This is a genomic window from Hyphomicrobium sp. LHD-15, from assembly GCF_031157355.1.
GTDB lineage: Bacteria > Pseudomonadota > Alphaproteobacteria > Rhizobiales > Hyphomicrobiaceae > Hyphomicrobium_C.
Genome location: NZ_JAVIFT010000001.1, coordinates 1337294 through 1361540, shown reverse-complemented (window position 1 = coordinate 1361540; position 24247 = coordinate 1337294). Strand labels below are relative to the sequence as shown.

The 24247-nt window shown below is 62.6% G+C and carries 25 protein-coding genes; 16 read left to right on the top strand and 9 right to left on the bottom strand.

What is annotated here, in order from left to right; all coding sequences use genetic code 11:
• Window positions 1-10: 10 nt before the first annotated feature.
• Window positions 11-685, bottom strand: a complete 675-nt coding sequence (locus tag RCO24_RS06135; protein ID WP_308960676.1) for a pyroglutamyl-peptidase I — start codon at window positions 683-685, stop codon at window positions 11-13.
• Between the two features lie 232 nt (window positions 686-917).
• Between RCO24_RS06135 and RCO24_RS06130 the strand changes: the two genes are divergently transcribed.
• Window positions 918-2306, top strand: coding sequence for an alpha/beta hydrolase (locus tag RCO24_RS06130; RefSeq protein ID WP_308960675.1), 1389 nt, complete (start codon window positions 918-920; stop codon window positions 2304-2306).
• Window positions 2307-2386: 80 nt separating this feature from the next.
• Window positions 2387-2887 carry a hypothetical protein gene (locus tag RCO24_RS06125; RefSeq protein ID WP_308960674.1) on the top strand — a complete coding sequence of 167 codons (501 nt, stop codon included), beginning with the start codon at window positions 2387-2389 and terminating at the stop codon, window positions 2885-2887.
• 27 nt (window positions 2888-2914) lie between these two features.
• Here the strand turns inward: RCO24_RS06125 and RCO24_RS06120 are convergent, their stop codons facing one another.
• From RCO24_RS06120 to trmFO, 3 genes are all read right to left on the bottom strand, one after another.
• Complete coding sequence (locus tag RCO24_RS06120; RefSeq protein ID WP_308960673.1) at window positions 2915-3340, bottom strand: HIT family protein; 426 nt, start codon at window positions 3338-3340, stop codon at window positions 2915-2917.
• Window positions 3341-3442: 102 nt separating this feature from the next.
• Complete coding sequence (locus tag RCO24_RS06115) at window positions 3443-4600, bottom strand: GNAT family N-acetyltransferase (RefSeq protein WP_308960671.1); 1158 nt, start codon at window positions 4598-4600, stop codon at window positions 3443-3445.
• A gap of 43 nt (window positions 4601-4643) precedes the next feature.
• Window positions 4644-6062, bottom strand: coding sequence for a methylenetetrahydrofolate--tRNA-(uracil(54)-C(5))-methyltransferase (FADH(2)-oxidizing) TrmFO (gene trmFO, locus RCO24_RS06110; RefSeq protein WP_308960669.1), 1419 nt, complete (start codon window positions 6060-6062; stop codon window positions 4644-4646).
• Window positions 6063-6196: 134 nt separating this feature from the next.
• Between trmFO and RCO24_RS06105 the strand changes: the two genes are divergently transcribed.
• Window positions 6197-6610: a response regulator gene (locus tag RCO24_RS06105; RefSeq protein WP_308960668.1), complete on the top strand. Its 414-nt coding sequence runs from the start codon at window positions 6197-6199 to the stop codon at window positions 6608-6610.
• 30 nt (window positions 6611-6640) lie between these two features.
• Here the strand turns inward: RCO24_RS06105 and RCO24_RS06100 are convergent, their stop codons facing one another.
• The 3 genes from RCO24_RS06100 to RCO24_RS06090 all read right to left on the bottom strand — a co-directional run bounded on the left by RCO24_RS06100 (window position 6641) and on the right by RCO24_RS06090 (window position 10808).
• Complete coding sequence (locus RCO24_RS06100) at window positions 6641-8230, bottom strand: MASE1 domain-containing protein (RefSeq protein WP_308960666.1); 1590 nt, start codon at window positions 8228-8230, stop codon at window positions 6641-6643.
• A gap of 162 nt (window positions 8231-8392) precedes the next feature.
• Window positions 8393-9406: a cytochrome d ubiquinol oxidase subunit II gene (cydB, locus tag RCO24_RS06095; protein ID WP_308960664.1), complete on the bottom strand. Its 1014-nt coding sequence runs from the start codon at window positions 9404-9406 to the stop codon at window positions 8393-8395.
• Between the two features lie 4 nt (window positions 9407-9410).
• Window positions 9411-10808 (bottom strand): cytochrome ubiquinol oxidase subunit I, encoded by a 1398-nt coding sequence (locus tag RCO24_RS06090; RefSeq protein ID WP_308960663.1) that lies wholly within the window; start codon window positions 10806-10808, stop codon window positions 9411-9413.
• A 216-nt stretch (window positions 10809-11024) separates the two neighbouring features.
• Here RCO24_RS06090 and RCO24_RS06085 point away from each other — a divergent pair, with 216 nt between their 5' ends.
• The 6 genes from RCO24_RS06085 (at window position 11025) to RCO24_RS06060 (ending at window position 16963) form a co-directional block, all read left to right on the top strand.
• Window positions 11025-11210 (top strand): hypothetical protein, encoded by a 186-nt coding sequence (locus RCO24_RS06085; protein WP_308960662.1) that lies wholly within the window; start codon window positions 11025-11027, stop codon window positions 11208-11210.
• 292 nt (window positions 11211-11502) lie between these two features.
• On the top strand, window positions 11503-12600 hold the full coding sequence (locus tag RCO24_RS06080; protein ID WP_308960661.1) for a DUF2157 domain-containing protein: 1098 nt from the start codon (window positions 11503-11505) through the stop codon (window positions 12598-12600).
• On the top strand, window positions 12597-13169 hold the full coding sequence (locus RCO24_RS06075) for a GDYXXLXY domain-containing protein (RefSeq protein WP_308960659.1): 573 nt from the start codon (window positions 12597-12599) through the stop codon (window positions 13167-13169). Before RCO24_RS06080 ends, RCO24_RS06075 begins: the two co-directional genes overlap by 4 nt.
• Before the next feature lie 209 nt (window positions 13170-13378).
• Entirely contained in the window at window positions 13379-13726 is a 348-nt protein-coding gene (locus RCO24_RS06070; protein ID WP_308960658.1) for a RidA family protein, read from the top strand.
• A gap of 289 nt (window positions 13727-14015) precedes the next feature.
• On the top strand, window positions 14016-14354 hold the full coding sequence (locus RCO24_RS06065; RefSeq protein WP_308960656.1) for a hypothetical protein: 339 nt from the start codon (window positions 14016-14018) through the stop codon (window positions 14352-14354).
• A 452-nt stretch (window positions 14355-14806) separates the two neighbouring features.
• Window positions 14807-16963, top strand: coding sequence for a sodium-translocating pyrophosphatase (locus RCO24_RS06060; RefSeq protein ID WP_308960655.1), 2157 nt, complete (start codon window positions 14807-14809; stop codon window positions 16961-16963).
• A 108-nt stretch (window positions 16964-17071) separates the two neighbouring features.
• On the opposite strand, the gene RCO24_RS06055 is transcribed toward RCO24_RS06060, so the two are convergent.
• Complete coding sequence (locus RCO24_RS06055; protein WP_308960653.1) at window positions 17072-17440, bottom strand: VOC family protein; 369 nt, start codon at window positions 17438-17440, stop codon at window positions 17072-17074.
• A gap of 4 nt (window positions 17441-17444) precedes the next feature.
• A complete protein-coding gene (locus RCO24_RS06050; protein WP_308960652.1) occupies window positions 17445-17957 on the bottom strand; it encodes an outer membrane protein assembly factor BamE in 513 nt (170 codons plus the stop codon).
• A gap of 192 nt (window positions 17958-18149) precedes the next feature.
• Here RCO24_RS06050 and RCO24_RS06045 point away from each other — a divergent pair, with 192 nt between their 5' ends.
• From RCO24_RS06045 to RCO24_RS06015, 7 genes are all read left to right on the top strand, one after another.
• Window positions 18150-18641 carry a ubiquinol-cytochrome C chaperone family protein gene (locus RCO24_RS06045; protein WP_308960650.1) on the top strand — a complete coding sequence of 164 codons (492 nt, stop codon included), beginning with the start codon at window positions 18150-18152 and terminating at the stop codon, window positions 18639-18641.
• A gap of 10 nt (window positions 18642-18651) precedes the next feature.
• Window positions 18652-19182, top strand: coding sequence for a DUF177 domain-containing protein (locus RCO24_RS06040; protein ID WP_308960647.1), 531 nt, complete (start codon window positions 18652-18654; stop codon window positions 19180-19182).
• A 276-nt stretch (window positions 19183-19458) separates the two neighbouring features.
• Complete coding sequence (gene plsX, locus RCO24_RS06035) at window positions 19459-20502, top strand: phosphate acyltransferase PlsX (protein ID WP_308960645.1); 1044 nt, start codon at window positions 19459-19461, stop codon at window positions 20500-20502.
• A 52-nt stretch (window positions 20503-20554) separates the two neighbouring features.
• The gene (locus RCO24_RS06030; RefSeq protein ID WP_308960905.1) at window positions 20555-21526 is read left to right on the top strand and encodes a beta-ketoacyl-ACP synthase III; all 972 of its coding nucleotides are present in this window, start codon (window positions 20555-20557) and stop codon (window positions 21524-21526) included.
• 189 nt (window positions 21527-21715) lie between these two features.
• Window positions 21716-22036: an integration host factor subunit alpha gene (locus RCO24_RS06025; RefSeq protein ID WP_308960644.1), complete on the top strand. Its 321-nt coding sequence runs from the start codon at window positions 21716-21718 to the stop codon at window positions 22034-22036.
• 693 nt (window positions 22037-22729) lie between these two features.
• Window positions 22730-23296: a MerR family transcriptional regulator gene (locus RCO24_RS06020; RefSeq protein WP_308960643.1), complete on the top strand. Its 567-nt coding sequence runs from the start codon at window positions 22730-22732 to the stop codon at window positions 23294-23296.
• Between the two features lie 185 nt (window positions 23297-23481).
• Window positions 23482-24222 carry a hypothetical protein gene (locus RCO24_RS06015; RefSeq protein ID WP_308960641.1) on the top strand — a complete coding sequence of 247 codons (741 nt, stop codon included), beginning with the start codon at window positions 23482-23484 and terminating at the stop codon, window positions 24220-24222.
• Window positions 24223-24247: the final 25 nt, after the last annotated feature.

Below are 24247 nucleotides of genomic sequence, written 5' to 3'. Positions count from 1 at the left end.
CCGAGGCGGGTTAAAGGACCTTAACATGCCGCCGCGACGGGGGCGGCCGGCCGAGGCAGGTGCGGATGATCTCGAGGCCGCCGATCAGTGCTGTGCCCCAATCGAAACGCATCTCGCGCGGATTGGCGCGCGATTTCAGAAGCGCGGGCGGGATCTCCCGCGGAATATGAAAGAAGCCGACCATAGCCGCCGGCTGCTCGCCCTGCTCCGCGAAAATCAGCGATCGGTAGAGGAGAGCATTGCAGATGTACCCGCCGGCATCCTCGGAAAGCACCGCCGGCACCTTGAGCGCCGCGAGCCGCGTCTTGATATCTTCTGCAGGTAAGCGCGAGCGGATCGTGTCGGGACCATCCTTCATCACGATGCCGTCGCGGGGCAACGCGCCGACCGAATCTTCCGCGATCCGGCAAGCGTTTCGCGAAAGCGTCTCGATGACATAGGAGGTCGCTTGCGCCGATACCCCGAAATGAAGCACGAGCTTCGGATGCTCGCGGTCGTAAAGCGACTTGAGGCGTATCGGTGCGCGCTCCCATTCCGTCGGCAATATTCTGGCGACGACGCGATGCGCGCTGAAACGGCGAGCGGCCAGATGGGCAAGCTTCGGCACAAACTTCTGGCTCGCGTTCTCGGGAACGCCGGGGAAGGGGCCGAAGCCCGTCAGAAGAATGGTGTCTCGCTGCCGCATTTACCTGAAGGGATAGACCCACGAATAGCAGGTTTAAAGGGCGAACCCTGCGCAATCCCGTTTGATCTGAGGTAAGATCGGAACTAGGCTCCGGGCCGCTTTCGAGCGCCATTGCGAGACGTGGGAATGCGCAAGCGATCCTTCAATGGCGCAGGCCACTCGCAGGGCCAAAATAGGGCCCCATATGCGGGCCAGATAGTAATGGTTTACGTGGGTTTTGGGGGAGGTTGCGTTGCGTAGATTGGGTCTGTTGGCGGTCTGTCTTGCAGCAATCTCAATTGCATCGTGCGGTGAAGCGCCGAAGAGCGGCAGTCCTCCGCCCGCAACGGCTCCGGCGCCCGGTCCGGGCGCGGAGGCGCCGCCTCCACCCGCAACCGACGACATCGAACCTTCAGCAGGCGCCCCCCCACCCGAAGCCGCCCCGGACGAGGCCGATCGCGGCCAGGGAAGGCTGGAGGAAGGCCAGGCCCGCCCCCGAGCGGCGGCCCGCCCGCCCGCCGCCGCGCCTGATCCGGTCGGAAGTGGAGCCCCACCTCCTGTCGGCGCACCCCCGCCGCCCGCGCCCGCAGAGGAGGCCAAATCCACTGCCGGCGATTGGGATGTCGTGCCGATTTATTACGGCACCGACCGCACGCAGAGCCCGAACGAGAAGCGCCTGGATTACGGCAGCGAACGCGGTCGTCGGCTTGAACTCGGCCGTGCCCTCGTCACCGTTCCCAAGGCGCACAAGGTGCCGTCCATCGAGCGCCCCTGGGCCATCCGGGTGTTCAACGTGACGCTCTACGAGGAAGCCGAGGATCCCAACCGCCATTTCACGATGGACGAGATCAAGGCACTCTCTGAGGAAGAGTTTCTGACCCTCGTAAAGGAACGGCTGGCAGCGTCCGCCCGCTACAAGGACCACGCGTTCATTTTCGTGCACGGCTACAACACGAGCTTCGACTACGCGATCTACCGGGCGGCGCAGATTTCCTATGACCTGAAGTTCGACGGCGCGGCCTTCGCCTATAGCTGGCCGTCGGGTGGCGGCCTCGCCAGCTACACCTACGATCGGGAAAGCTCCGGTCAGGCCGAGCCGTATCTGAAGCAATTCATGGAACTCGTGATCAACAAGTCGGGCGCAAAGTCGGTAAGCGTGATCGCCCACAGCATGGGCAACCAGCCGACCCTTCAGGTGTTGAAGGATTTGCGTCGCTCGAAGCCCGACGGCGTTCAGATCAGCCAGATCATTCTCGCCGCGCCGGACGTGGACCGGGACAACTTCGAGAACATCGCGGCCGAGATCCGTGGTCTTGCCAGCGGCGTGACGCTCTATGCGGCCGGTAACGACCGGGCGCTCCGCGTCTCGCGCAATTTCTACGGCGGTATCCCGCGTGCGGGCGACGTCCCGCCGACGGGGCCGCTCGTTCTGCCCGGCATCGATACCATCGATGTTTCGGCGGCCAGCACCGACAGCCTCGGCCTGAACCATTCGGGCTACGCGGAAAACAACGCCTTGCTGGATGACATCGCCGCTCTGATCGCGACAGGCACGCGGCCTCCGAAACTGCGCACGCCTTCGCTCGAGGAGGTCACGACCGATCGCGGCGCCTACTGGCGCTATCCCGCCGCGCGGCCGTAAAGCATCTTCCGACGCAGCACTTCGTTAACCCCGCTTTGCGACAGTCCGAGCTTACGGTGTGTCGAGCGTGGAAGAGAACGATGCGTAGCGTTGGCGTACGGGGCGTGCCCAGCACGGCCCTTTTGGGTCATCTCATGGGGCTGGCCGCCCTGGCGATCATGTTGGCGCTCGTGGCGCCTGACGCCGATGCGTCGGAACAGGCGGCGCTCTCCGAGGCAAGCGGCAGCGCCCCCGAAAGCGACTATTACACCCGCCGCGCCAAGGCCATTCTCGACGCCGAGAAGGCTGGGGAGTCGACACCGCATCCGTTGGCCGCAGCCTATCCGGGAATGGACGTCGTGGTGTGTGAAGCCGGATGCCCAGCGACCGGCAATCCTGAAATCGTCTTCTTGCGCCAGCACGCGGTCTCGACCACGGCTTCGTCAAAAGAGGCAGCACCGAAATCCGCCGCCTGCCTGGGCGGCTGCTATTCCGGCATTTCGGGCATGATCGAGCCGGAAACGAGCGCGGCCGGAGAATGGATGGCGACGACCGTTCAAGCGCCGCCGCCGCCCCGCGATAAGCTTTCACCCATCCGCTGAACGTTTGAGGCCCCCAAGGGAAATCAATCAGCCGGCGAGGGCCTGGCGCACCTTTTCGGCATGGGCGGCGAGAACTGCGCCATCTTCCATCTTTCCGGAATGGGGTTTGAGCGCCACGCCCTCGAAGCGCGGTACCACGTGCACATGCAGGTGAAACACGCTCTGCCCGCCCGCAGGTTCGTTGTACTGAAAGAGGCTCACGCCGTCGGCAGAGAATGCGGATTTCACCGCGTGGGCGATCTTCTGCGCAACTGGCAGCAGCTGGGCAAGCACGGCCGGATCGGCATCGAGCAGATTGCGCGAGGGCGCTTTCGGCACCACCAGCGTATGGCCCGGGCCCTGCGGCATCACATCCATGAAGGCGATCACGCTGTCGTCTTCGTAAACCTTGTGGGACGGAATCTCGCCGCGCAGGATCTTCGCGAACACGTTGTTGGTGTCGTAGTCGGCCATGGTGAGATGTCCCTCGTCGCGGGTTGATGTCGTCTTTCTAAGAGCCGCGCCCCTCGTACTGCAAGGCCTTTGCGGCCCGCTTCCGCGCTTCCCCGGACGCTCTTAAGACCCACCGCCGTCCTTCTTGAACGGCCCATGCGCGCGTAGCAGGTCGTTGATCTCGGAAACTTCGCTGCGCTCCTCCGCGAGATAGCGCGCAACGGCGGCTTCGAGGCGTGGATCGGCAAGCCAATGCAAGGAGTACGTCGTCTCCGGCAGATACCCGCGCGCGAGCTTGTGTTCCCCCTGCGCGCCGGCTTCCGCCCGTGCGAGCCCATGCGCGATCGCATAGTCGATGGCCTGATAGTAGCAGAGCTCGAAATGCAGGAACGGATGATGCTCGATCGCGCCCCAGTAGCGCCCGTAGAGGCAATCGCCGCCGACGAGGTTCAAGGCGCCCGCCACGATCCGCCCCGCGCGCCGCGCGAAGATCAACAGGCACCGCTCCGGGAGCGCTTGCCCAAGCATCGAAAAGAAGGCGCGGTTGAGATATGGCCGTCCCCACTTTCGCGAGCCGGTGTCCATGTAGAACGAGAAAAACGCATCCCAATGCGATTCCATAATTTCGGAACCGGTCACACTGAAGATTTCGACGGCCGCCTGAGCGTCCGCCCGCTCCTTTCGGATCGCCTTGCGTTTGCGCGAGGAGAGCGTGGCGAGGAAATCGTCGAATGTCCGGTAGCCCTCGTTGCGCCAATGGAACTGCTGTCCCGTACGCTGCAGATAGCCGTCTCCGGCAAGCCGGGTCCATTCGCCCTCGGTTAGAAAGGTCACATGTACCGACGAGACGCCGAGCCGGTCGGCCAGCGCGATGGCTGCGTGCGCGAGCAGGCGTTCCCGCTCGGCCTCCATCGGCCCCGGCCGGGCCAGGAACCGGCGGCCCGGGACCGGCGTGAACGGCACCGCGCCTTGCAGCTTCGGATAGTACGCCCCGCCGACGCGATGCAGCGCATCCGCCCACGCGTGATCGAATACGTATTCGCCCTGGCTGTGCGTTTTGGCATAGAGCGGCATCACGCCGAGCAAGTCTCCGTCGGCGCCTTCGAGCACGAGATGCTGCGGCGTCCATCCGGTGCCGGGGCCGACTGCACCCGCAGTTTCCAGAGCAGAGAGGAAGGCGTGCGAGACGAACGGATTGTGCGTGGCCGCGTCTGGGTTCGCACAGGCATCCCACGCGTCGGCAGCCACCACCCGAAGGCTCGGCACGACCTTCACCACCATCTGCTCGGCGTCGCCCAGTGCAATCTCCCGAGAGCGAGTTATCTCATTCCGCAGCTGCCTGCGTGGTTTGGGCAAGCCATCCGTCGAGATCGCGCAAGGCTCGCCGCGACATGACGCGCTTCTTTTCCATGCCCCGCTCCTTGCCCTTGAGCTTGCGCCCGTCCGTGCCCGAGGACGGCGCGTCGTCGAGCGGCGGCAGCAGGCCGTAGTTGATATTCATCGGTTGGAACGAAGATGAGGCCGAGCTGCCCTCGTCGAGCAGATGTCCGCCGGTAATATGCGCGAGCAGAGCGCCGAGTGCAGTCGTTGCGGGCGGCGGCACTGAGGATTGGCCGAGCCGCTCGGCGGCGGCAAAGCGCCCCGCCAGGAGGCCGATGGCCGCGCTTTCGACATAGCCCTCGACGCCCGTTATCTGCCCGGCAAACCGCAGCCTCGGCTGCGCCTTGAGACGAAGCGCGCCGTCGAGCAGCTTCGGCGAATTGAGGAAGGTGTTGCGATGGAGCCCGCCGAGCCGCGCGAACTCGGCTTCTCCGAGCCCGGGGATCATCCGGAAAACGCGTGCCTGCTCGGCATGTTTCAGCTTCGTTTGGAAGCCCACCATATTCCACAGCGTGCCGAGCGCGTTATCCTGGCGCAGCTGCACGACGGCATAAGGACGCCGCGTCGAGCGCGGATCGGTGAGGCCAACCGGCTTCATCGGCCCGAACCGCAAGGTTTCGCGGCCGCGTTCCGCCATCACTTCGACCGGCAGGCAGCCGTTGAAATAAGGTGTCGACGCTTCCCAGTCCTTGAAGGTCGTCTTGTCGCCGGCGAGCAGCGCGTCTACGAACGCCTCGTACTCTTCCTTCGACATCGGACAATTGAGATAGTCTGCGCCGGTTCCCGCGGGGCCTAGTTTGTCATAGCGCGATTGCCGCCACGCGATCGTCTGATCGATGCTCTCGAGATGCACGACCGGCGCGATCGCGTCGAAGAAGGCAAGCTCAGTCTCGCCTGTCAAAGCCTTGACCGCCTCGCTGAGTGATGGAGAGGTCAGCGGTCCCGTCGCGACCACCACATTGTCCCAGTCGGCCGGTGGCAGCCCGGCGATCTCGCCCCTCTCGATCGTGACCAGCGGATGGTTCGACAGTCGCGCGGTGACCTCGGCGGAAAATCCGTCGCGATCGACCGCGAGCGCGCCGCCGGCGGGAAGCTTGTGTTGGTCACCCGCCGCAAGAATGAGCGAATTCGACCGCCGCATCTCGGCATGCAGAAGCCCGACGGCGTTGGTTTCCCACTCGTCCGACCGGAACGAGTTCGAGCATACGAGCTCCGCGAGCCCATGGGTCTTGTGGGCGTCGGTCATGCGGTGAGGGCGCATCTCGTGAAGGATCACGGGAACGCCCTGGCTCGCGATTTGCCAGGCTGCTTCTGAGCCGGCCAAGCCGCCGCCGATAACGTGAATTGCACTGATATTAGTCATGATTCGAGCCTATCACAGCCCAAAGCACCATCCGTCAAGCCACTTCATGGGCCTATTCAGACTGCAATGGACATATGTGGAAATTGGGAGCATATAATTCGGTTACGCTACCACTTGAAAGTTTAAGACACGTCATGTCGATCATCCCAAGACCTGAAAGCATAAAGTGCGACAGGAATGACGTGGCGGTGCTGATCGTCGAGGACTCCTGGAACGTTGCTCAGTCCTTGCGAAGCATCGTCGAGAAAGCAGGCGCTTTGCCTCTCGGCCCCGTACCTACGGTCAGAGAGGCGCTCAAGATCATCGAAGCGCGCCCGGTTTCACTCGTTCTCGTCGACATGAACCTCCGAGACGGCTTTGCCGATCCTCTTGTGGACGCACTGATCCCGCGATCCATTCCTTATATCATCATCACGGCTTATGAAGCTCTTCCGACGAACGCCGATCGCGAGGCGCTGGCCCGGCTGAACAAGCCGCTCGATCACGATCTGATCGAGACATACATCAGGCGATTTACCGGCCGCCGCGCGCAAGAAGTCGCAACCTGAGATGTTCGATCGTCTGAGGAACATCTTTCCTCAGGTGGTCGTTAGGCGCAACGGCGCCATCGGCAGACGGACGGTGCATCGTGCGCCATCCGGCGGGAAGCTGAGATCGACGCTCGCTTCCGCTTCATACTTCAGCAGGTCGCGGATTGTGCTGGTGCCGAACCCGGCCGGTCCGATCTTGCCCACGAACGGCAAGCCGAACTCCTGCCACTCGATCACGAGTGTTTCGACGCCCTCCGGATTTTCATGCACGGGCTCGATGTGCCAGGCCACGTGAACGCGCCCTTCAGGCCGCGCAAGAGATCCATGCTTGATCGCGTTCGTCGAAAGCTCGTGCACGACGAGGCTCAGCGATTGCGCAAGCGCCGGGGTCAGCAAAACGCGTGGGCCCACGAAGGCCTTTGAATTGATCTCCTGATACGAAGCAAGCTCGGTCGCGATCAACTGGCCGAGTTCGATACCTTGCCACTTCTCGCGGCTCAGCATGGTGTGCGTTCGCGCCATCGAATGAATGCGCCCGGCGAGCTTCTCGCAAAAATCGTCGATCGACGACGCGTGCTCGCGTGAGCGATCCACCACGGCCTGAACCAGCGTCAGCCCGTTCTTGACTCGGTGATCGAGCTCCCGCACCAGCAGCTGCCGCCTAACCTCGCCCGCGTTGCGTTCCGCGATCAGCGCTGCGAGAGACAGCGAGCACGCAACCATCGAGACGATGGAAAGCTGCGCCCACATGATATCGAAGTCCGTCGCGATCTTGCGTTCCGACACGATGCAGGCGACCAGGATGATCGCCACCATCGACGCGCCGATTTGCGAGTAGGTGAGCGGGTGGCGGATGGCGAGCAGCAAAAGAAGCGGAAACAGGACTGAGATCGGCAGCGTAACCTCGATCCCCTGCCGTATGAGCGTGTCCGGATAGGTCGCGGCTGCCGCGGCCGAGACGAGCGTGATCAGCAGCAACCCTTCGACGTGCGCGCGCACGGAGATCTGCTTCGAGGCCAACGCGCGAATGCCGAGCACCAGCGGCGTGATGGCGATGATGCCGATGAGATCCGAACGCAGCCATTGGTGCCAATGAGCGAGGAACGAGCCCTCCGCTTTGCCGAGCATCGCGATTGTCGCTGCGCCGACCACCGCTCCGGCGGCCGCGCCCACGGCCGCCGCGAAGAAGATGCCGATGAACTTTCGCAGCGTGTCGAAACGCAAATTCGGACCGAGCAGCCATTCGGACAGTCCGGCAACGATGAGGCATTCGAGCATGTTGGCGAACGCGAACGGAATGGCGAGTTCCGGTGGCCGGCCGGCAACGATATTGGCCGCGATGGTTCCAATCGCGACACCGCTCCCGATTGGGGCAAAGCTCGCCGTTCCGAAGACCAGAAGCGCGCCAACCGCGATCCCCGAGGCCGGCCAGAAAACCGCGACGCCATCCGGCTGGGTCAGCAGCGCCAGCCCGTAGCGTGCAGCGAAATAATAGGCGGCAGCCGACAGCACCGTAGAAACCAGCCCCATGCCGAGGCGCTTCAGAGTGACTGCGGCCTTGGACCTTTTTTTGACGGGCTGGGAGCCCGTCGGTCCTGGAACTTGCTCATCGTGCGGGAACGGAGGAATGCGGGTCATGAGGCGCACTGGCCACTTGGATCGAGATCCGCCTTAAAGGCGTCGATCGTGCCGAATTCTCCGACGGACCCGGCGGCCGAAGCCGCCGGACGGGAGGGGGACGAGAACCAAATGCACATCACACGCGCCTTGAAATCGAGACGGTCGGCTCGGCCAGGCCGCTCAATGATAGCCTTCTCCGGCTTTCACTTTGCCGCGGAACGTCCAATAGACGAATACGGTATAGGCGAGGATCACCGGGACGAAAATAAGAACGCCGATCAGCATGAACAGCTGAGACGAAGGATGGGCGGCCGCCTGCCAGACATCGAGAGAAGGCGGGACGAGATAAGGCAGATTGGACACGGCAAGACCGACGAATCCGAGCAGAAACAGCGCGATCGTCGCAACGAACGGTTTCGTGTCGTGCCGTGTCGCGAGCCCGGACCAGCATGACCACGCCGCGTAGGCGGTCAGCAGCGGCACGGGCGCGAGCAGTAGGAAATTCGGTAGCGTGAACCAGCGCTCGAAAATGCGCGGCACGGCAATAGGGGTCCAGAGGCTCACGATCAACAGCGCCGTGAGCACGATCGGCAGCAGCAGTTTGGCGTGATCGCGCGCTCGGGCCTGGACGTCGCCATCCGTTTTCATGACCAGCCACGTTGCACCGATCAGGCCGTAGCCGGCTACCACCGCGAGGCCGGTCAGCAGTGAGAACGGCGAGAGCCAATCGAACGTGCCACCGGAAAAGGCACCATTTGAAACCGTGATCCCTTCCAGCAGCGCGCCGAGAATGAGGCCCTGCATGAACGAGGCAACGATGGATCCGCCCGCGAACGCGATGTCCCACATCTGGTGATGGGGTTTCGCAACCCAGCGGAATTCGAACGCGACGCCGCGGAACACGAGCGCGAGCAGCATGATCAGGACCGGCAGATAGACCGCCGGCATGATGATCGAATAGGCGAGCGGAAACGCGACGAACAGCCCGCCGCCACCGAGAACGAGCCACGTCTCGTTGCCGTCCCAGAACGGCGCGACCGAGTTCATCATCTGATCGCGATCGGCTTCGCGCGGATTGGCGGGAAACAGGATGCCGATGCCGAGATCGAACCCGTCGAGCACGACATAGAGCGCCACCGCGATGCCAAGTACGCTCACCCAGATCAAGGGAAGCCAGTAAGCCAAGCCGTCCATGATCTCACCTCGTCCCTTCGATGGCGTCGTGGGCGGCTTCCTCGGCTGCGGAAAGCGGGCGCGAGGGCACACCGTCTGCCGGCTTGATCGAGGCGCCGGCCGGTCCCTTCTCGATCAGGCGGTTGATGTAGTAGATGCCCATCGAGAACACGATTCCGTAAACGATCACGAACAGAACGAGCGTGGTCAGGACGGCGCCCGCCGATACCGGCGAGGCCGCGTCGGCCGTGCGCACGATCCCTGTTGCGAGCCACGGCTGCCGGCCGGTTTCCGTCACCCACCAGCCGGCCAGGATGGCGATGAAGCCAGCGGGCCACGACATCGAAAGCGGGCGCAGGAACCATTTTGTGTTGAACAACGTCCCGCGCCACCACAGGAAGGCGCCGATGAGCCCGGCCGCAATCATCAGGAGGCCAAGACCGACCATCACCCGGAAGGCGAAGAACACCGGCTTCACCGGCGGGCGGTCTTGCGGTGCGAAGTCCTTGAGGCCCTTGATCCGGCCATCCCACGTATGCGTGAGGATCACGCTCGCGAAGTTGGGAATGGAGATCTCAAAGAGGTTTTTCTCCTGGCTCTCGGATGGCCAAGCGAACAGCACGAGATCCGCCGGTTCGTTGCCGTCCCAATGCGCTTCCATCGCCGCCACCTTGGCGGGTTGATGCTCGAGTGTGTTGAGGCCGTGCTGGTCGCCGATGAAAAGCTGCAGCGGGGCAAGGATCGCCACCATGCCGATGCCCATCCGCAGCATGGTCTTCGATTCCTCGACGAAGCGCCCCGACAGCAGATAGCGCGCGCCCACCGCCGCGACCACCAGCGACGTCGTGAGATAGGCTGCCGTGAACATGTGCGAGAAGCGGTAAGGGAAGCTCGGATTGAAGATGATTTCGAGCCAGCTCACGGGATAGGCGATGCCGTCGCGCACTTCATGGCCGGCCGGCGTCTGCATCCAACTGTTGGCGGCGAGAATCCAGAACGCCGAGAGCGACGTTCCGATCGCGACTAACACGGCCGACGTCACATGCAGGTTGGGCGAGACGCGGTTCCAGCCGAACAGCATGATGCCGAGGAACGAGGCTTCGAGAAAGAAAGCCGTCAGCACTTCGTAGCCGAGCAGCGGGCCGAGCACGTTGCCGACGATGCGCGAGAAGCCGCTCCAGTTGGTGCCGAACTCGTAGGAGAGCACGATCCCCGAAACGACGCCCATCGCAAAGCTGACCGCGAAGATCTTGGTCCAGAAACGGGCGAGCCTGTGCAGATGCTCCTGACCCGTCAGACGCCAACGGACGAGCAGTGTCGCGATGAATGCAGCGAGCCCGATGGTAAAGCTCGGAAAGATGATGTGGAACGACACCGTAAAAGCGAACTGAATACGCGCGAGAAAAGTTGCGTCGAAATCCATGGGATCGCCATCGCGGTTAGGGTTAAGCGCAAAGGCACCAGCGCCGGTGCGAACGAATGCGGGCGCATCTTGACGTGCGTCGCTTCCGCCGTCGAGCCCTCACGTTTAATGAGCAGCGCGCGTGTCGGAATAAACCGAAAGTCCCCGTTTTCTGGCTTGGAGGGGTAAAGCGTGCTAAAAAATGAGTTCGTGTTTTTCAGGCACGGAGGAAACACCATGGACACAAAAGTCGTTGTTGCAATTGCAGCCGCCATTGCATTGGCGGTGATCGCTTATACGGCCTTCACACCACCGCCTGTGAGCGATGCGCCGGCGCCACCGGCAGCCACCACCACACCGGAACCAGCGCCGACACCTGCGCCTGAGCCCGCACCGGCTCCGGCTCCCGCACCGCAACAATAGCGTCGCGACGGGGAATTCCCCGAGACTGAGGAAAACTGAAGTCTCTGGGGCATTTCCCGGAGCGGGGTCGGATTGCGCCGCCCCGTTCGACGGATCTAAACGTTAATGACCGAGCGTGCCGGAGTGAATGTTCCCGGCGTAACAGCAGCGGCCTCCCTCGTGACATAATGCTCCTGCGTTGAGTAATTACGCTCGGTATTGCTCAGATGACGGCTGATTGTCAGCCCTGAGCGATGGCGGGCGTCTTTGTGTCTTGCCGTGATCACCAACAACGAGAGCATCAGGATCCTCCATGTGGAGTTACCGTAAACGTATCGAACGCGATCTCGCGCGGTGGCGCGAGGCAGGCTGGGTGACTCCCGAAGGAGAAGTCGCGATACGCCAGGACGTGGAAAAGGGCGTGCGCACCTTGGGGCTCGCCAACTCGCTCGCGATCCTGAGCGCGGTCCTGATTGGCTTTGCGGTCATGAGTTTCGTGGCGTCGAACTGGCAGGAGATGCCGCGCGTGCTGCGTCTCGGCATGCTGCTGGCTTCGCTTTGGGCGTCTTACGGTTTGGCGGGTGCCCTCGCACGTCGAGGTATGTCGGGCTTTGCTCACGCCGCCATCCTGCTCGGCGTCGCGATCTTCGGCGGTTCGATCATGCTGATCTCGCAGATGTATCACATGGACGGCAACGTTGCCGACGCGATCCTGCTCTGGGCCGCGGGTGCGCTGCTCGCCGGTGTCGTGCTGAGATCGAACCCCGCACTCGCATTCGCGATGGTGCTCGTCACCGTCTGGGGCACGATGGAAGCCCTGCGCTTGGACAAGGTGTTCTGGCTGTTCTTGATACCCTGGGCCATCGTAGCGGCTGCATTCTATTGGCAGCGCTGGCGGCCCGGCATTCATCTAGCGGGTCTGGCGCTGACCGGTTTTGTCGTCAGCCTCGGCTATCGCCTCAATGACGGCCACGCGCACGGGCTCGTCGTCGCGATCGGTCTCGGCGTCATGGCGGCTTCGATTGCCGGCGAACGCTTGCGGGCTGATCTCCCGGCGCTCTGGGCGGGCGTACTGAACTACGGGCTCGTCATCGTTCTGGCCGGGCTCTGGGCGCTGCAATTCTTCGAGAGCCCCCCGCTCGATGTCTTCACTCTGCTCGCCGTGCTGGCGCTTGCGATCCTGATCGGAGCCATTTTCTGGGGCCTCAAGACCGGCAACCGCGGCGCGCTTTGGTTGGGCTACATCGGCTTCTCGGTCGAGATCCTCGCGGTCTACGGCGAGACCATCGGTACGTTGCTCGACAAGTCTCTGTTCTTCCTTGTTGCAGGCCTCATCGTCGCCGGTCTCGCTGCCCTCGCTTATCGACTTCACACGCGCGGTGAGGCGCAGGCCAAAGGAGCCCTGTCATGATCAAGCTGTCTCCGACGTCCTGGCTTGCCATAGCGATCGTCGCGCTCGTGCAGACCGTCGCGCTCGCGTCCATCGTCTACGGCCGCGTCTCTCTTTTGAAGGATGGCCGCGAGATCGTGGCCGAGGTTATCCCGGTCGATCCACGTGACATTTTCCGTGGCGACTACGTGATCCTCGGCTACGGGTTCACGCGCGGCGAGATCCCGGCCCCCGAAGCAACCAATCAGGGCGACACCATCTACGTCACTCTGAAGCCCGGCACCGCCGAGGGGCAGTGGGAAGTCGCAGGGCTTTCGTTGACCCACACCCAGCCGGCCGATCCGGCCCAGGTCGTGCTGAAGGGGATTGTCTCCTACGTGTCGAACCCCGTCGGCAACGAGCCGCGCAAGGTCTCGGTCCGCTACGGCATCGAGAGCTATTTCGTTCCGGAAGGCACCGGACGCGAACTCGAGCAGCAGGTGCGCGACAAGAAGATCTCGGCCGTGCTCGCCGTGGGCAAATCGGGCGAGGTGGCCATCAAGGCCCTTGTGATTGATGGGAAACGTCTCGCTGAGCAGCCGCTTCTCTAGTCCGCCACTGGGTATACCGAGCCAATTCGCGCGCAACTGTCTTCCTCGGGCTTGTCCCGAGGATCCATCCCTCCACCGGGGAGGCCGTTGCCGTTGTGGTGACGTTCTCACCTGCTTCTGCCGAGGATGACCGATGGTATGGCGCTAGCCGCCGTACTTTGCTAAGCGGTCGCCCTCATGTTTCTTTCTTATTGGAGCCTTGCCCACCCATGACCATCACGCGCCACGAGTCCAACGAGGTCTATTCCAAGGCCGCCGAGGCCAACGGCTTTGTTTTCACCGCCGGCATCGTGCCGTCCGATCTCTCGCGCGATGTCAAAGGTCAGACGGAAGAGGTTCTGAAGGAGATCGACCGTCTGCTCGGTCTCGCCGGTACGTCGAAGTCGAAGGTGGTGCAGGCGACGATCTGGCTCAACGACATCCGCCATCGCGAGCAGATGAACGAAGCTTACAAGGCTTGGACCGGCGGCAAGGACACGCCTGTGCGCGCCTGCGTCGAAGCCAAGCTCGTCGATCCCCGCATGCTGGTCGAGATCAGCGTCGTCGCTGCGAAGTAGCGCAAGTTAGGTCGCTGCGAAGTAGCGCAAACGAATCCGCTGCGAAGTTGCGAGTTTGACATTTCGCAAACAGCGTTCGAAATCGCGCGCTGGATAAATCACAGAGAAGCAAAGCGCGCCCATTGTGGCGCGCTTTTTTATTCCGACAGCGGCAATAAAGTTTCTCGATCTGTGACGTGTTTGCCTCGGGGAAACTCGATTCGTTCAAAACTGCGTCTGACACCTATCGAGCCCCCTAAGTGAATCGGGCAGAGTGCCGGCGCGTGTCTGAATACGAAACGAGGCTCCAATGTCGGCAACATGGATTTTCAGGGCAGCCGCTGCTGCGGTTGCGATGAGCGCGATAGCGGCACCGGCTGCGGCGGATGATACGGGTTTCGCCTACATGCACGACCTGCGCAAAGAAGGCGGCCGCACCTGCTTCACCGATCACTATCACTACGGCAGCGGCAGCGGCGGGTCCAAGGCCGCCGCTCAAAAGGATGCGATCGTCTCCTGGGCGAGCTTCACGGATTTCGAGTACGGCAGCGACTGGGCGCGGTATTCGAAGGCGGCGAGCAAGGGCGTGACATGCTCCGGTTCAGGCGGAAGCTTTAGCTGCCAGATCGAAGCGCGTCCCTGCAAGTAAGCGGGTCGCGGTATGGGTCGAGGGCGCCGTCGTTGTTGATTCGCGGCGCCCGGGTGCCTATTTGACGATCATATTGACACAGACGCTGTGTACGCGGCCGGGTGAACCGGCACGTCCACCTAAAGACTAAAGCAAGCAATATTGCGATCCGCCTCTCCGAGAGAGCCAAGGTATCGCACTGAAATAAAAACCAAAAAATTGAATCCAGACTGGGGAGGAGCACGCGTCTCCTCCCGAACCTTCCCTTGTGCCTGTATTGCCACGCAGGTGGTCTTTTGGCATGGTCCGCGCGCGTCTCTCGCTAAGGAGAGACGGGGAAACGCAAAGTGATCTAGGTCGTCTCAGACCAATCGGTCTGGAGCGCGCATCGGGATCCAGACTTGCGATGCGTTGTCGCGAGCATGGCCCCGTGCGAGGTCTCAGCCAAAGAGCTGACCAAATAGGGGAATTCAATGACAGAAATTCTATGGGGGATCGTCGCCTGCGGCGCACTATCGATCCTTTACGCGGTCGTCACCATTCAATCGGTCATGAAGGCCGATGCCGGCAACGCACGCATGCAGGAAATCGCCGGTGCGATCCGTGAAGGCGCGCAGGCCTACCTCAATCGCCAGTACCAGACGATCGCCGTTGTCGGCGTTGTCATTTTCGCCCTGGCCTGGATCCTTCTCGGCGGTCTCGTCGCCCTCGGATTTCTGATCGGCGCGGTGCTCTCGGCGCTCGCTGGCTACATCGGCATGAACGTATCCGTGCGCGCCAACGTGCGCACCGCGCAAGCCGCCACCGTGTCGTTGGCCAAGGGCCTCGACATCGCCTTCAAGGCGGGCGCGGTCACCGGCATGCTCGTCGCCGGCCTCGCGCTCCTCGGCGTCTCGATCTACTACTATGTTCTGACCCAGGTTCTCGGCTACGCGCCGGGCGACCGTACGGTCATTGATGCGCTCGTCGCGCTGGGCTTCGGCGCCTCGCTGATCTCGATCTTCGCCCGTCTTGGCGGCGGCATCTTCACCAAGGGTGCGGACGTCGGCGGCGATCTCGTCGGCAAGGTTGAAGCCGGTATCCCCGAGGACGACCCGCGCAACCCAGCTACGATTGCCGATAACGTTGGTGACAACGTCGGCGATTGCGCCGGCATGGCGGCCGATCTGTTCGAGACCTACGCGGTTACCGTGGTCGCGACCATGGTTCTTGCAGCCATCTTCTTCGCCAACCAGGCCAACCTCGCCGCGCTCGTGGTCTATCCGCTTGCCATCTGCGCCGCCTGCATCGTCACCTCCATCATCGGCACCTACTTCGTGAAGCTCGGCGCCAACAACTCGATCATGGGCGCGCTCTACAAGGGCGTCATCGCATCGGGTGTGCTGTCGATCGCAGGGCTTTACGGCGCCACCGAGTATGTCCTCGGCGGTTTCGGCGAAGTCGGCACGGTCAACGGCCTGTCGATCACCGGCTGGAACCTGTTCCTGTGCGGCCTTATTGGCCTCGCGCTGACCGGCCTCATCGTCTGGATCACCGAGTACTACACCGGCATCGGTTACCGCCCTGTGCGCTCGATCAGCCAGGCTTCCGTCACCGGACACGGCACCAACGTCATTCAGGGCCTCGCTGTTTCGCTTGAAGCAACGGCCCTGCCGACGGTGGCGATCGTCGCCGGCATCCTTGGCACCTACAATCTGGCAGGCCTCTACGGCACCGCGATCGCGACCACGACGATGCTCGGTTTGGCCGGTGTGATCGTCGCGCTCGATGCGTTCGGCCCTGTGACCGACAACGCCGGCGGCATCGCCGAAATGGCCGGTCTGCCCAAGGAAGTCCGCCGTTCGACGGACGCGCTCGACGCAGTCGGCAACACCACCAAGGCCGTGACCAAGGGCTACGCGATCGGCTCGGCCGGCCTCGGTGCCCTCGTTCTCTTCGCCGCCTATAGCTCGGATCTCCAGTACTTCATCGACAAGGCCAATGCCGCTGGCTCGACCGAGTTCCAGTTCTTCAAGGGCGTCCAGTACGACTTCGCCCTGTCGAACCCCTATGTCGTCGTTGGACTCCTGCTCGGCGGTTTGATCCCCTATCTGTTCGGCGGTTTGGCCATGACGGCCGTGGGCCGGGCGGCGGGCTCGATCGTCGAGGAGGTTCGCCGACAGTTCAAGGCAAAGCCCGGGATCATGAAGGGCACGGAGCGTCCCGACTACGCACGCGCCGTCGACCTTCTGACCAAATCGGCGATCAAGGAGATGGTGATCCCGTCGCTGTTGCCGGTTCTCTCTCCGATCGTCCTCTTCTTCGTCATCGAGGCCATCGGTGGGCGCGGCGCGGCCTTCTCGGCTGTCGGCGCCATGCTGCTCGGCGTCATCGTGACGGGCATCTTCGTTGCCATCTCGATGACCTCTGGCGGCGGCGCTTGGGACAACGCCAAGAAGGCGTTCGAGGACGGTTTCGTCGATAAGGACGGCGTCAAGCACGTCAAGGGCTCGGACGCTCACAAGGCCTCCGTCACCGGCGATACGGTCGGCGATCCCTACAAGGACACCGCCGGTCCGGCCGTGAACCCGGCCATCAAGATCACCAACATCGTCGCGCTGTTGCTGCTGGCCGTGCTGTCGCACAGCTAAGAGCCTACTTCGCCAGACAGAAGAGACGAAACGGAAAGGCCCCGCGCGAGCGGGGCCTTTTTATTCGTCGTCCATCATCGAAAGTGGTTTTCGGCGAGAACAGCGGGATCAATGTGCGTCGAGTTCTTCGGGCGCGCCGCCGAAGCGCAAAAGATTGCCGTGCGGATCATGGATATAGAACTCTTTCATGTTCCACGGGCGCACCTTGAAGTCCGAAAGCGTCTCGATGCCTCTTTCGCGATACTCGTCGTAGAGGTCGGCGATCTGTCCGCCACGGATGTAGCAGGACGTGTGCTCGGGATGGATGCGGTCGGCTGCGAGCCAGAAATGGATCTCCATCCGGTCGCGCTTCGCGATCGCGTAGTCGCCGATCCTCTCTACGGAAAATCCAAGCGCATCACGATAGAACCGCTCAGTCTCCTCGAGATTGAGGGACGCGAGTACCGGGATCGTAATGGCCGGGTCCACGACTGCCATCGTGTTATTCGCCGAAGATCTGCTTGGTGCCGAGGTTGCGGAACAGCTGCTTCAGGATTCCGTCTTCCTTGCCGCCGGGCGCCGGTGTGGTCTTCGAAACGAAATCGAACACCTTGCCGTCCTTGAGCCCGTAGTTGGCGACACGATCGACGGTTGCGGTCGGCGTGAAATAGACGGCCAGCACCTGCCGGTCGACCTCGTTACCTTTTAGGAACGCCGTCTTCTTCTCGGTGCTCGAGATGTAGTAATAGACCGAGCCGTTACCGGCTGTGGAGGTGGTGGTGGGCGTGCCGAGAACGAGGCGCACCTGCTCCTGCCCCATGCCCGGCTGCACCTGCGCAATATCGGACTCGCGGAACAGGTGTCCGTGCTTGGTGATCTGTTCGCTGCACGCCGCCAAGGAAACGGTCATCAGCAATGCGACGGGTACGAGCACGCGGCCCGCAAGGCGCAAGCCCCCCGAGGGATTTAAGGTCCGGCGTTCCAAGCTCTGGTAGGACGCGTCCCGACGGCGCATATTCGATAGACCCCCTGGAAGACTCATGAAACCCCTGTGCTGCAGCTCCGGCCTTAGCTAAAACGAGGCTTCGAAGCAACGGCATGATCCTCTCAATCCCCTTACACAAGAGATTGGAAAACCTGCGTGCTCTCCTGGTTTAGAAGCAGGGCTCAAGATCGCCGCACAGCAGTCGACCTTTATGGCGCGATCGTGACCCAGGCCCGCCGGCCGGAATTTTTCGATCGCGATGGTGTCCTGGATACGCCAGAAGGTCGCACCGCGATGATTATTCTGCTGATGTTTCCGGTGTTGGAGCGCCTTCCGTCGGAGCGTCGCGGGCGTCGGATCGCGCGCCTTCTGAGCGAAATTTTTGTAACTGACATCGACGATTGCCTACGCGAGATGGGCGTGGGTGACATGTCGGTCCCGAAAAAGGTAAAGAGAGCGGCCCAAGCACTGGGAGAGCGCTGTGGGGGCTACCGCAGCGCAGCGAACGCGCCGGAGCCCGTGGCGGCTTTGGCAGCCGAGCTTGCTGAGACCGTCCCAGGCCTCGCGGAAAACCCGCAAGCCGCACGCGCGCTCGCCCGCTATACGTTGGAAACGCGCACCGGCATTCTCACGGCACCGGCCGAGAGCCTGCTCGCGGGACGCATCGTTTTGCCGGATCCCGCGGCCGGGCTCGTTTTGGCCGCACAAGAGTAGAGACACAGCAATGACGGCACTGCGCGACTGGTTCAAACTCGTGACCGACATCGGTGAGCGCCCGCTTTCCGAAACGCGGGAAGCGACAGAGGAAGAGCGTATCGAATTGGCGCGGGAGCTGGATATTCTCTCCTGCGAGGCTCTCAAGGCGACTTACGTGATCAAGGCGCTTGGCTCGGGGCGCTACAACTTCTCAGGCACGCTCGAAGCCGAAGTCACGCAAGCCTGTGTCGTGAGTCTGGAGCCTGTTCCGGGGCGGCTTTCGGAAAGCTATTCGATCGAGCTTGGTCCGATCGAGGCGTTGCAGGATGAAACGCCCGTGGACGGAGACCGAGTGGTGTCGAGCGTCCCTGATGTCGAGCCGATCGAGGATGGTCGCATTGAAGTCGGAAGCATGATTTTCGGCGTGCTGTCGGCAGGGCTCGACCCCTATCCGCGTAAGCCCGGTGCCGAATTCGAATGGGTTGATCCGAAGCTGGCAGCTGATCCCGATGGGGCCAGTCCGTTTGCCGCATTGGCCAAGCTCAAACCGAAACCTTAAGCTGCAGCCCTCCTGCGGCGTTAAGTGCTTCCGGAAAATTGCGAAACGGCTTTCCGACAAGAAGCACGAGAAAACAGCGGCCTAGACAAGGGTCGGCAAGCCGGTCGGCAACCACTGATTTTCAGGGTGGCGCGCTTTGTCCCCTGTCAGCTGGCGGAAATTGGTTGTTTCGCAGATGCAAACAGGTATTTTCCCGTCGGCTTGCTTCCGGGGGCATGTGAAGCAAGCTCAAAGGAACATGCACCGGGCTCGTTCGACAGGTTCAAGATTCGCCAAATGGCTCAGCCGCGGACAATAGCGCTCGACGCGATGGGGGGCGATCATGGACCTGAGGTCGTGATCCCGGGCGCCGCGATCTCGCTCGAGCGCCATCCCGCGTTGAGCTTCATTCTTTTCGGCGACGAAGCGCGGATTGCGCCCGTGCTGGCCGCGCATCCCGCGCTTGCCGCCAAGGCCCGCGTTGTTCACACGACCCACGTCGTCGCGATGAACGAGAAACCGAGCCAGGCTCTGCGCCGCGGCAAGGGGTCCAGCATGTGGATGGCCCTCGATGCGGTGCAGAAGGGCGAAGCCCACGCCGCCGTCTCGGCCGGCAACACCGGCGCGCTGATGGCCATGGCGAAGCTGATCCTGCGTCCGATGAAAGGGATCGAGCGTCCTGCTATCGCCGCCCTGTGGCCGACCATCACCGCCGAGTGCATCGTGCTGGACGTCGGCGCCAACATCGGCGCGACGGCCCGCCAGTTGACGGATTTTACCCTGATGGGCGCGGCCATGGCCCGCGCGCTGTTCCATGTCGAGCGGCCGACGGCGGGCCTTCTGAACGTCGGCGTCGAGGACATCAAGGGCGCCGAGGAGGTCAAGGAAGCGCACGCGCTCCTGAAGGCCGTCGAGCTGCCGCTTGATTATCGTGGTTTCATCGAGGGCGACGAGATCGGCCACGGCAAGGTCGATGTCGTGGTGGTCGAGGGCTTCGCGGGCAATATCGCGCTCAAAACCGCCGAGGGCACCGCGAGGCAGATCGGACAGTACTTGAAGGATGCGATGATGCGCACCTGGCTGTCGCGGTTGGGCGCTTTGCTGGCCCGCGGCGGCTTCCGCGTTCTCAAGGAAAAAATGGACCCGAGACGGGTTAACGGCGGTACGTTCCTCGGTCTTAACGGCATCGCGGTCAAGAGCCACGGCGGCACCGATGCGCTGGGCTTTGCGAGTGCCGTCGATCTCGGCTACGAGATGTCTGAGAGCGGGCTTCTGGAGCGCTTGGCAGCGGATCTCGAGACCTTCCATCATCGGCTCGGCGCCGTATCGCCGGCTCCCTAGACCGAAAGGGCCGTCCAGCCCCAAGAACGCAGAATAAGAGGACACCTTGGCAATCATTCGATCGGTCATTCGCGGTGTCGGCGCACATCTTCCCAAGCGCGTCATGACCAATGCGGATCTGGAAAAGGTCGTCGACACCACCGACGATTGGATTGTCGAGAGAAGCGGCATCCGCCAGCGCCACATCGCCGCCGAAGACGAGCTGACCTCGACCCTCGGGATCGCGGCTGCGCGCCAAGCCCTGGTTCGGGCCGGCATCGATCCGGTCGACATCGACTTGGTGATCTGCGCGACCGCGACGCCGGATCGAACCTTTCCGTCGACGGCTACGCGCATTCAATCGGGCCTCGGCGTGACCAAAGGCGCCGCGTTCGACGTCCAGGCCGTGTGCTCGGGCTTCGTCTACGCGATGTCCATCGCCGACAACTTCATCAAGACCGGGCAGTCCGTCCGCGCGCTCGTCATCGGCGCCGAAACGTTCTCCCGCATCCTCGATTGGACCGATCGCTCGACCTGCGTGTTGTTTGGCGACGGGGCGGGCGCTGTGGTGCTCGAAGCTCAGCCCCAGCACGGCACGCGCGAAGATCGCGGTATCCTCTCGACGCTGATCCGATCGGACGGCCGCTTCGAGGATTTGCTCTATGTCGATGGCGGTCCGGGTTCGACGAAAACCGTCGGACATTTGCGCATGAACGGCCGCGAGGTGTTCCGCCACGCCGTGCAGAAAATCTCGGGCGTGATCGAGGAAACGCTGGTCGCAACCGGCTTCGCGGCGGACGAAATCGATCTCTTCGTCCCCCACCAGGCCAACATTCGCATCCTGGAAGGGATTGCCAAAAAGCTGGGGGTCGACCCCAAAAAGATCGTGATGTCCATCGATAGGCACGGCAACACGTCGGCCGCTTCGATCCCGCTGGCTCTGAACCTGGCTTTTGAAGAACACCGTCTCCGTGAAGGAAATCTGGTGCTCATGGAGGCCATGGGCGGCGGATTTACTTGGGGTGCGGTGCTCGCCCGCTGGTGATCTCGCAAAAGCGAAAAGAGACACGCTGCGGTGCACAACTCCGTTGGCGGACGGTCCTAAACACGGTTCGTTCAGCGTTATCTAATTCTACCTGCGATTTCAGTTGCTTGATTGACATCTGTGATTGACCGCGCGCGCTCACGTCGGTAGCATAAGGAAAAATACCTATCGACGGGGAGGTTTAGGCGCATGAGCGGTAAGACACTCACACGTGCCGATCTGGCTGAAGCAGTGGTCCGTAAGGTCGGCTTGCCTCGCAATGAATCGCAGGAGCTGGTCGAGCTCGTCTTGAACGAGATCTCGGATAGTTTGGCGCGCGGAGAGCAGGTGAAGTTGTCATCGTTCGGCTCGTTCGGAATTCGTCAGAAGGGCGAGCGCATTGGCCGCAATCCGAAGACCGGCAAAGAAGTGCCGATCACGCCGCGCCGTGTCCTGGTCTTCCGCCCGAGCAACATTATGAAGGATCGGATCAACTCCGGTCGCTCGCGCCGGGTCAAGGCCGCCGAATAGATTCCCAATTAGCAACGTCGTAACGTCGCGTCGCTCCCTTTGCCCCCGTGCAAGTCTGGGAGAATCGGTGCGCGCCCGGTTTTGCGCGCACGTCTCGCCCGAAGCATCCCAACACGTCCCTCTGCTCCGTGGGCATGCTTATGCTCACGCGCGCTTGCCGAACCGTCTGTTGCGCCGAGCACCGCGTCTGCTGTTCGCTGCACGCGCGTTATAAAACGCGAACGAGCCTGCAAGTGCCCGCGCTGCGCAAGAGAATGCCTTTAAATCCGTTGCGCTTCTCGCCGCGCGAGCAGCAAAACGCCTAGACCATGATCGCTTCGGACCTTATTCAGCCTGACGCGTGAATCATCGGTCTCATCAAGAACCTGGAGCGGGATTGCGATTCGAAGAAGAGCAAACGCGCTCCAGCGTATCGGCGACGAAAGCATGTGGAGCACTTGCGCCGTCTGCTGAAAAAAAACCTGTGATCATTCGATCTGATTGATCGAGACGCAGCGCGCTGTTGGCGATATCATCGCAGCAAGCAAGCAGATGTATCGAGTGGATGTACGTCTTTTGATTCGAACGAGGGACGCGCTCAGAGGGCTCGATTCTGATAGCGAGTGACGCGCGAGAGGTGTTCGGGCGCGTCGGCAAGGAGACCGGCGAGAGTCGGTTTGGTGCGCGATTGAGCCAAGGCATCGAGGGGTAACGATGAGCAAGGCAGCAGAGGCTTTTCGAACCATCAGCGAGGTAGCTGATGAGCTCGATGTCCAGAAGCATGTGTTGAGGTTCTGGGAAGCACGCTTCCCGCAAGTTCGCCCAATGAAGCGGGGCGGCGGGCGCCGTTACTATCGCCCGGAAGATATGGAGCTGTTGCGCGGTATCCGCCATCTCCTGCACGCCGAGGGCTACACCATCAAGGGTGTGCAGAAGATCCTCCGCGAGCAGGGCATCGATCACGTCAAGCACCACGGCAAGGTGCCGGGCGAAGCCGCTCGTAGCGCACCCGTTGCGACCCGCGGCATTCAGCCGGATGCACGGGCGCTCCCGGCCAACGTTCCGTCTACGTCTGGAGCGCGTACGCCGGTGTCGGTTGCGGCGCGGCGCGGCAATGCGCGCAACAAGGGCAACGCTCTCGAGCAACTGGCCGCGATCGAGGCGGCTATCAAGGAGCTCGAACAGTGCCGGTCCATTCTGCTCGAGTCGCTTGGCAAGGACACGATCGCCAAGAACGAGCCGATTCGCGCGCCCCGCCGGGCGCGCGCCGTCGGCGCCTGAGGCTCGCGCACGCATAAACGTGCCGGCCGGTTTGATGGTGTCATCGAGCCGGCCGGAGATCGCCTCTGCTTGGTTTGTTTACCGAGCTGCTCTGTCGAGCCTCCGTTTCCCCCTCCACGCTTGGAACCTCTTGTATAGTGAGAGCGCATCGCGTTTGCCTTGACCGGCGCGAGCGGGGATTAAGCATGACCGCAGGCTTGGAGCCGGAGCTTTGGCTCGTAAATCTCGATCGATCGGAGGCGGCCCTCGAAGGGCTTGAAGCGGCGACACCTCGGCTGTCGGACGATGTGCGTACGCGCCTCGCAGCCGTCCGCAACGACGGAGTACGCCGCGAGCGCCGCCTCGCGCACATCGCGCTTCGCATTCTGCTTGAGCGGAAGCTGGGCACCGGAATGCGCAACGCCCCGTTTGTCTTGAGCGCCACGGGAAAGCCGTCGCTGGCCGGCGCCGATACGAGCTTTAGCCTCGCCCACACCAAGCATCTGGCGTTGATCGGCATCACGGCTGGCGGTCCGCTCGGGGTCGATATCGAACGGACGCGGTCGGTTTGGATGCCGGATGCGCGCCGGGCCCCGATTGAAGCCGAAGCTGTTGCGTTGGCAGCCGGCGCACCCTTGCAGGGCGCCGACGCCGACGAGCGGTTCCTGCGCGCCTGGGTGCGTATCGAAGCGGTGGCGAAAGCACACGGCACCGGCGTCGGCCCTATGCTCGAGCGATTGCGCCCGGGTAAGGAGGGGCGGAGTGCTGTCGACGGAGGGGTTGCAGACCGAGGAGAGGGTGCGCCCGCTGAACTTCCGTCCGTGGTTGCTCACGACGTCCCGGCCGGCGACGGAATTTTCGCCGCCATTGCGCTGCCAACTGGGGCCCTGCCGCCATCGCTGAGGATGCTCCCCGAGACCGCGGCCGCGATCGAGGCTCTGTTGTAAGGAAGAAACCGAACGAGGCGTTGAC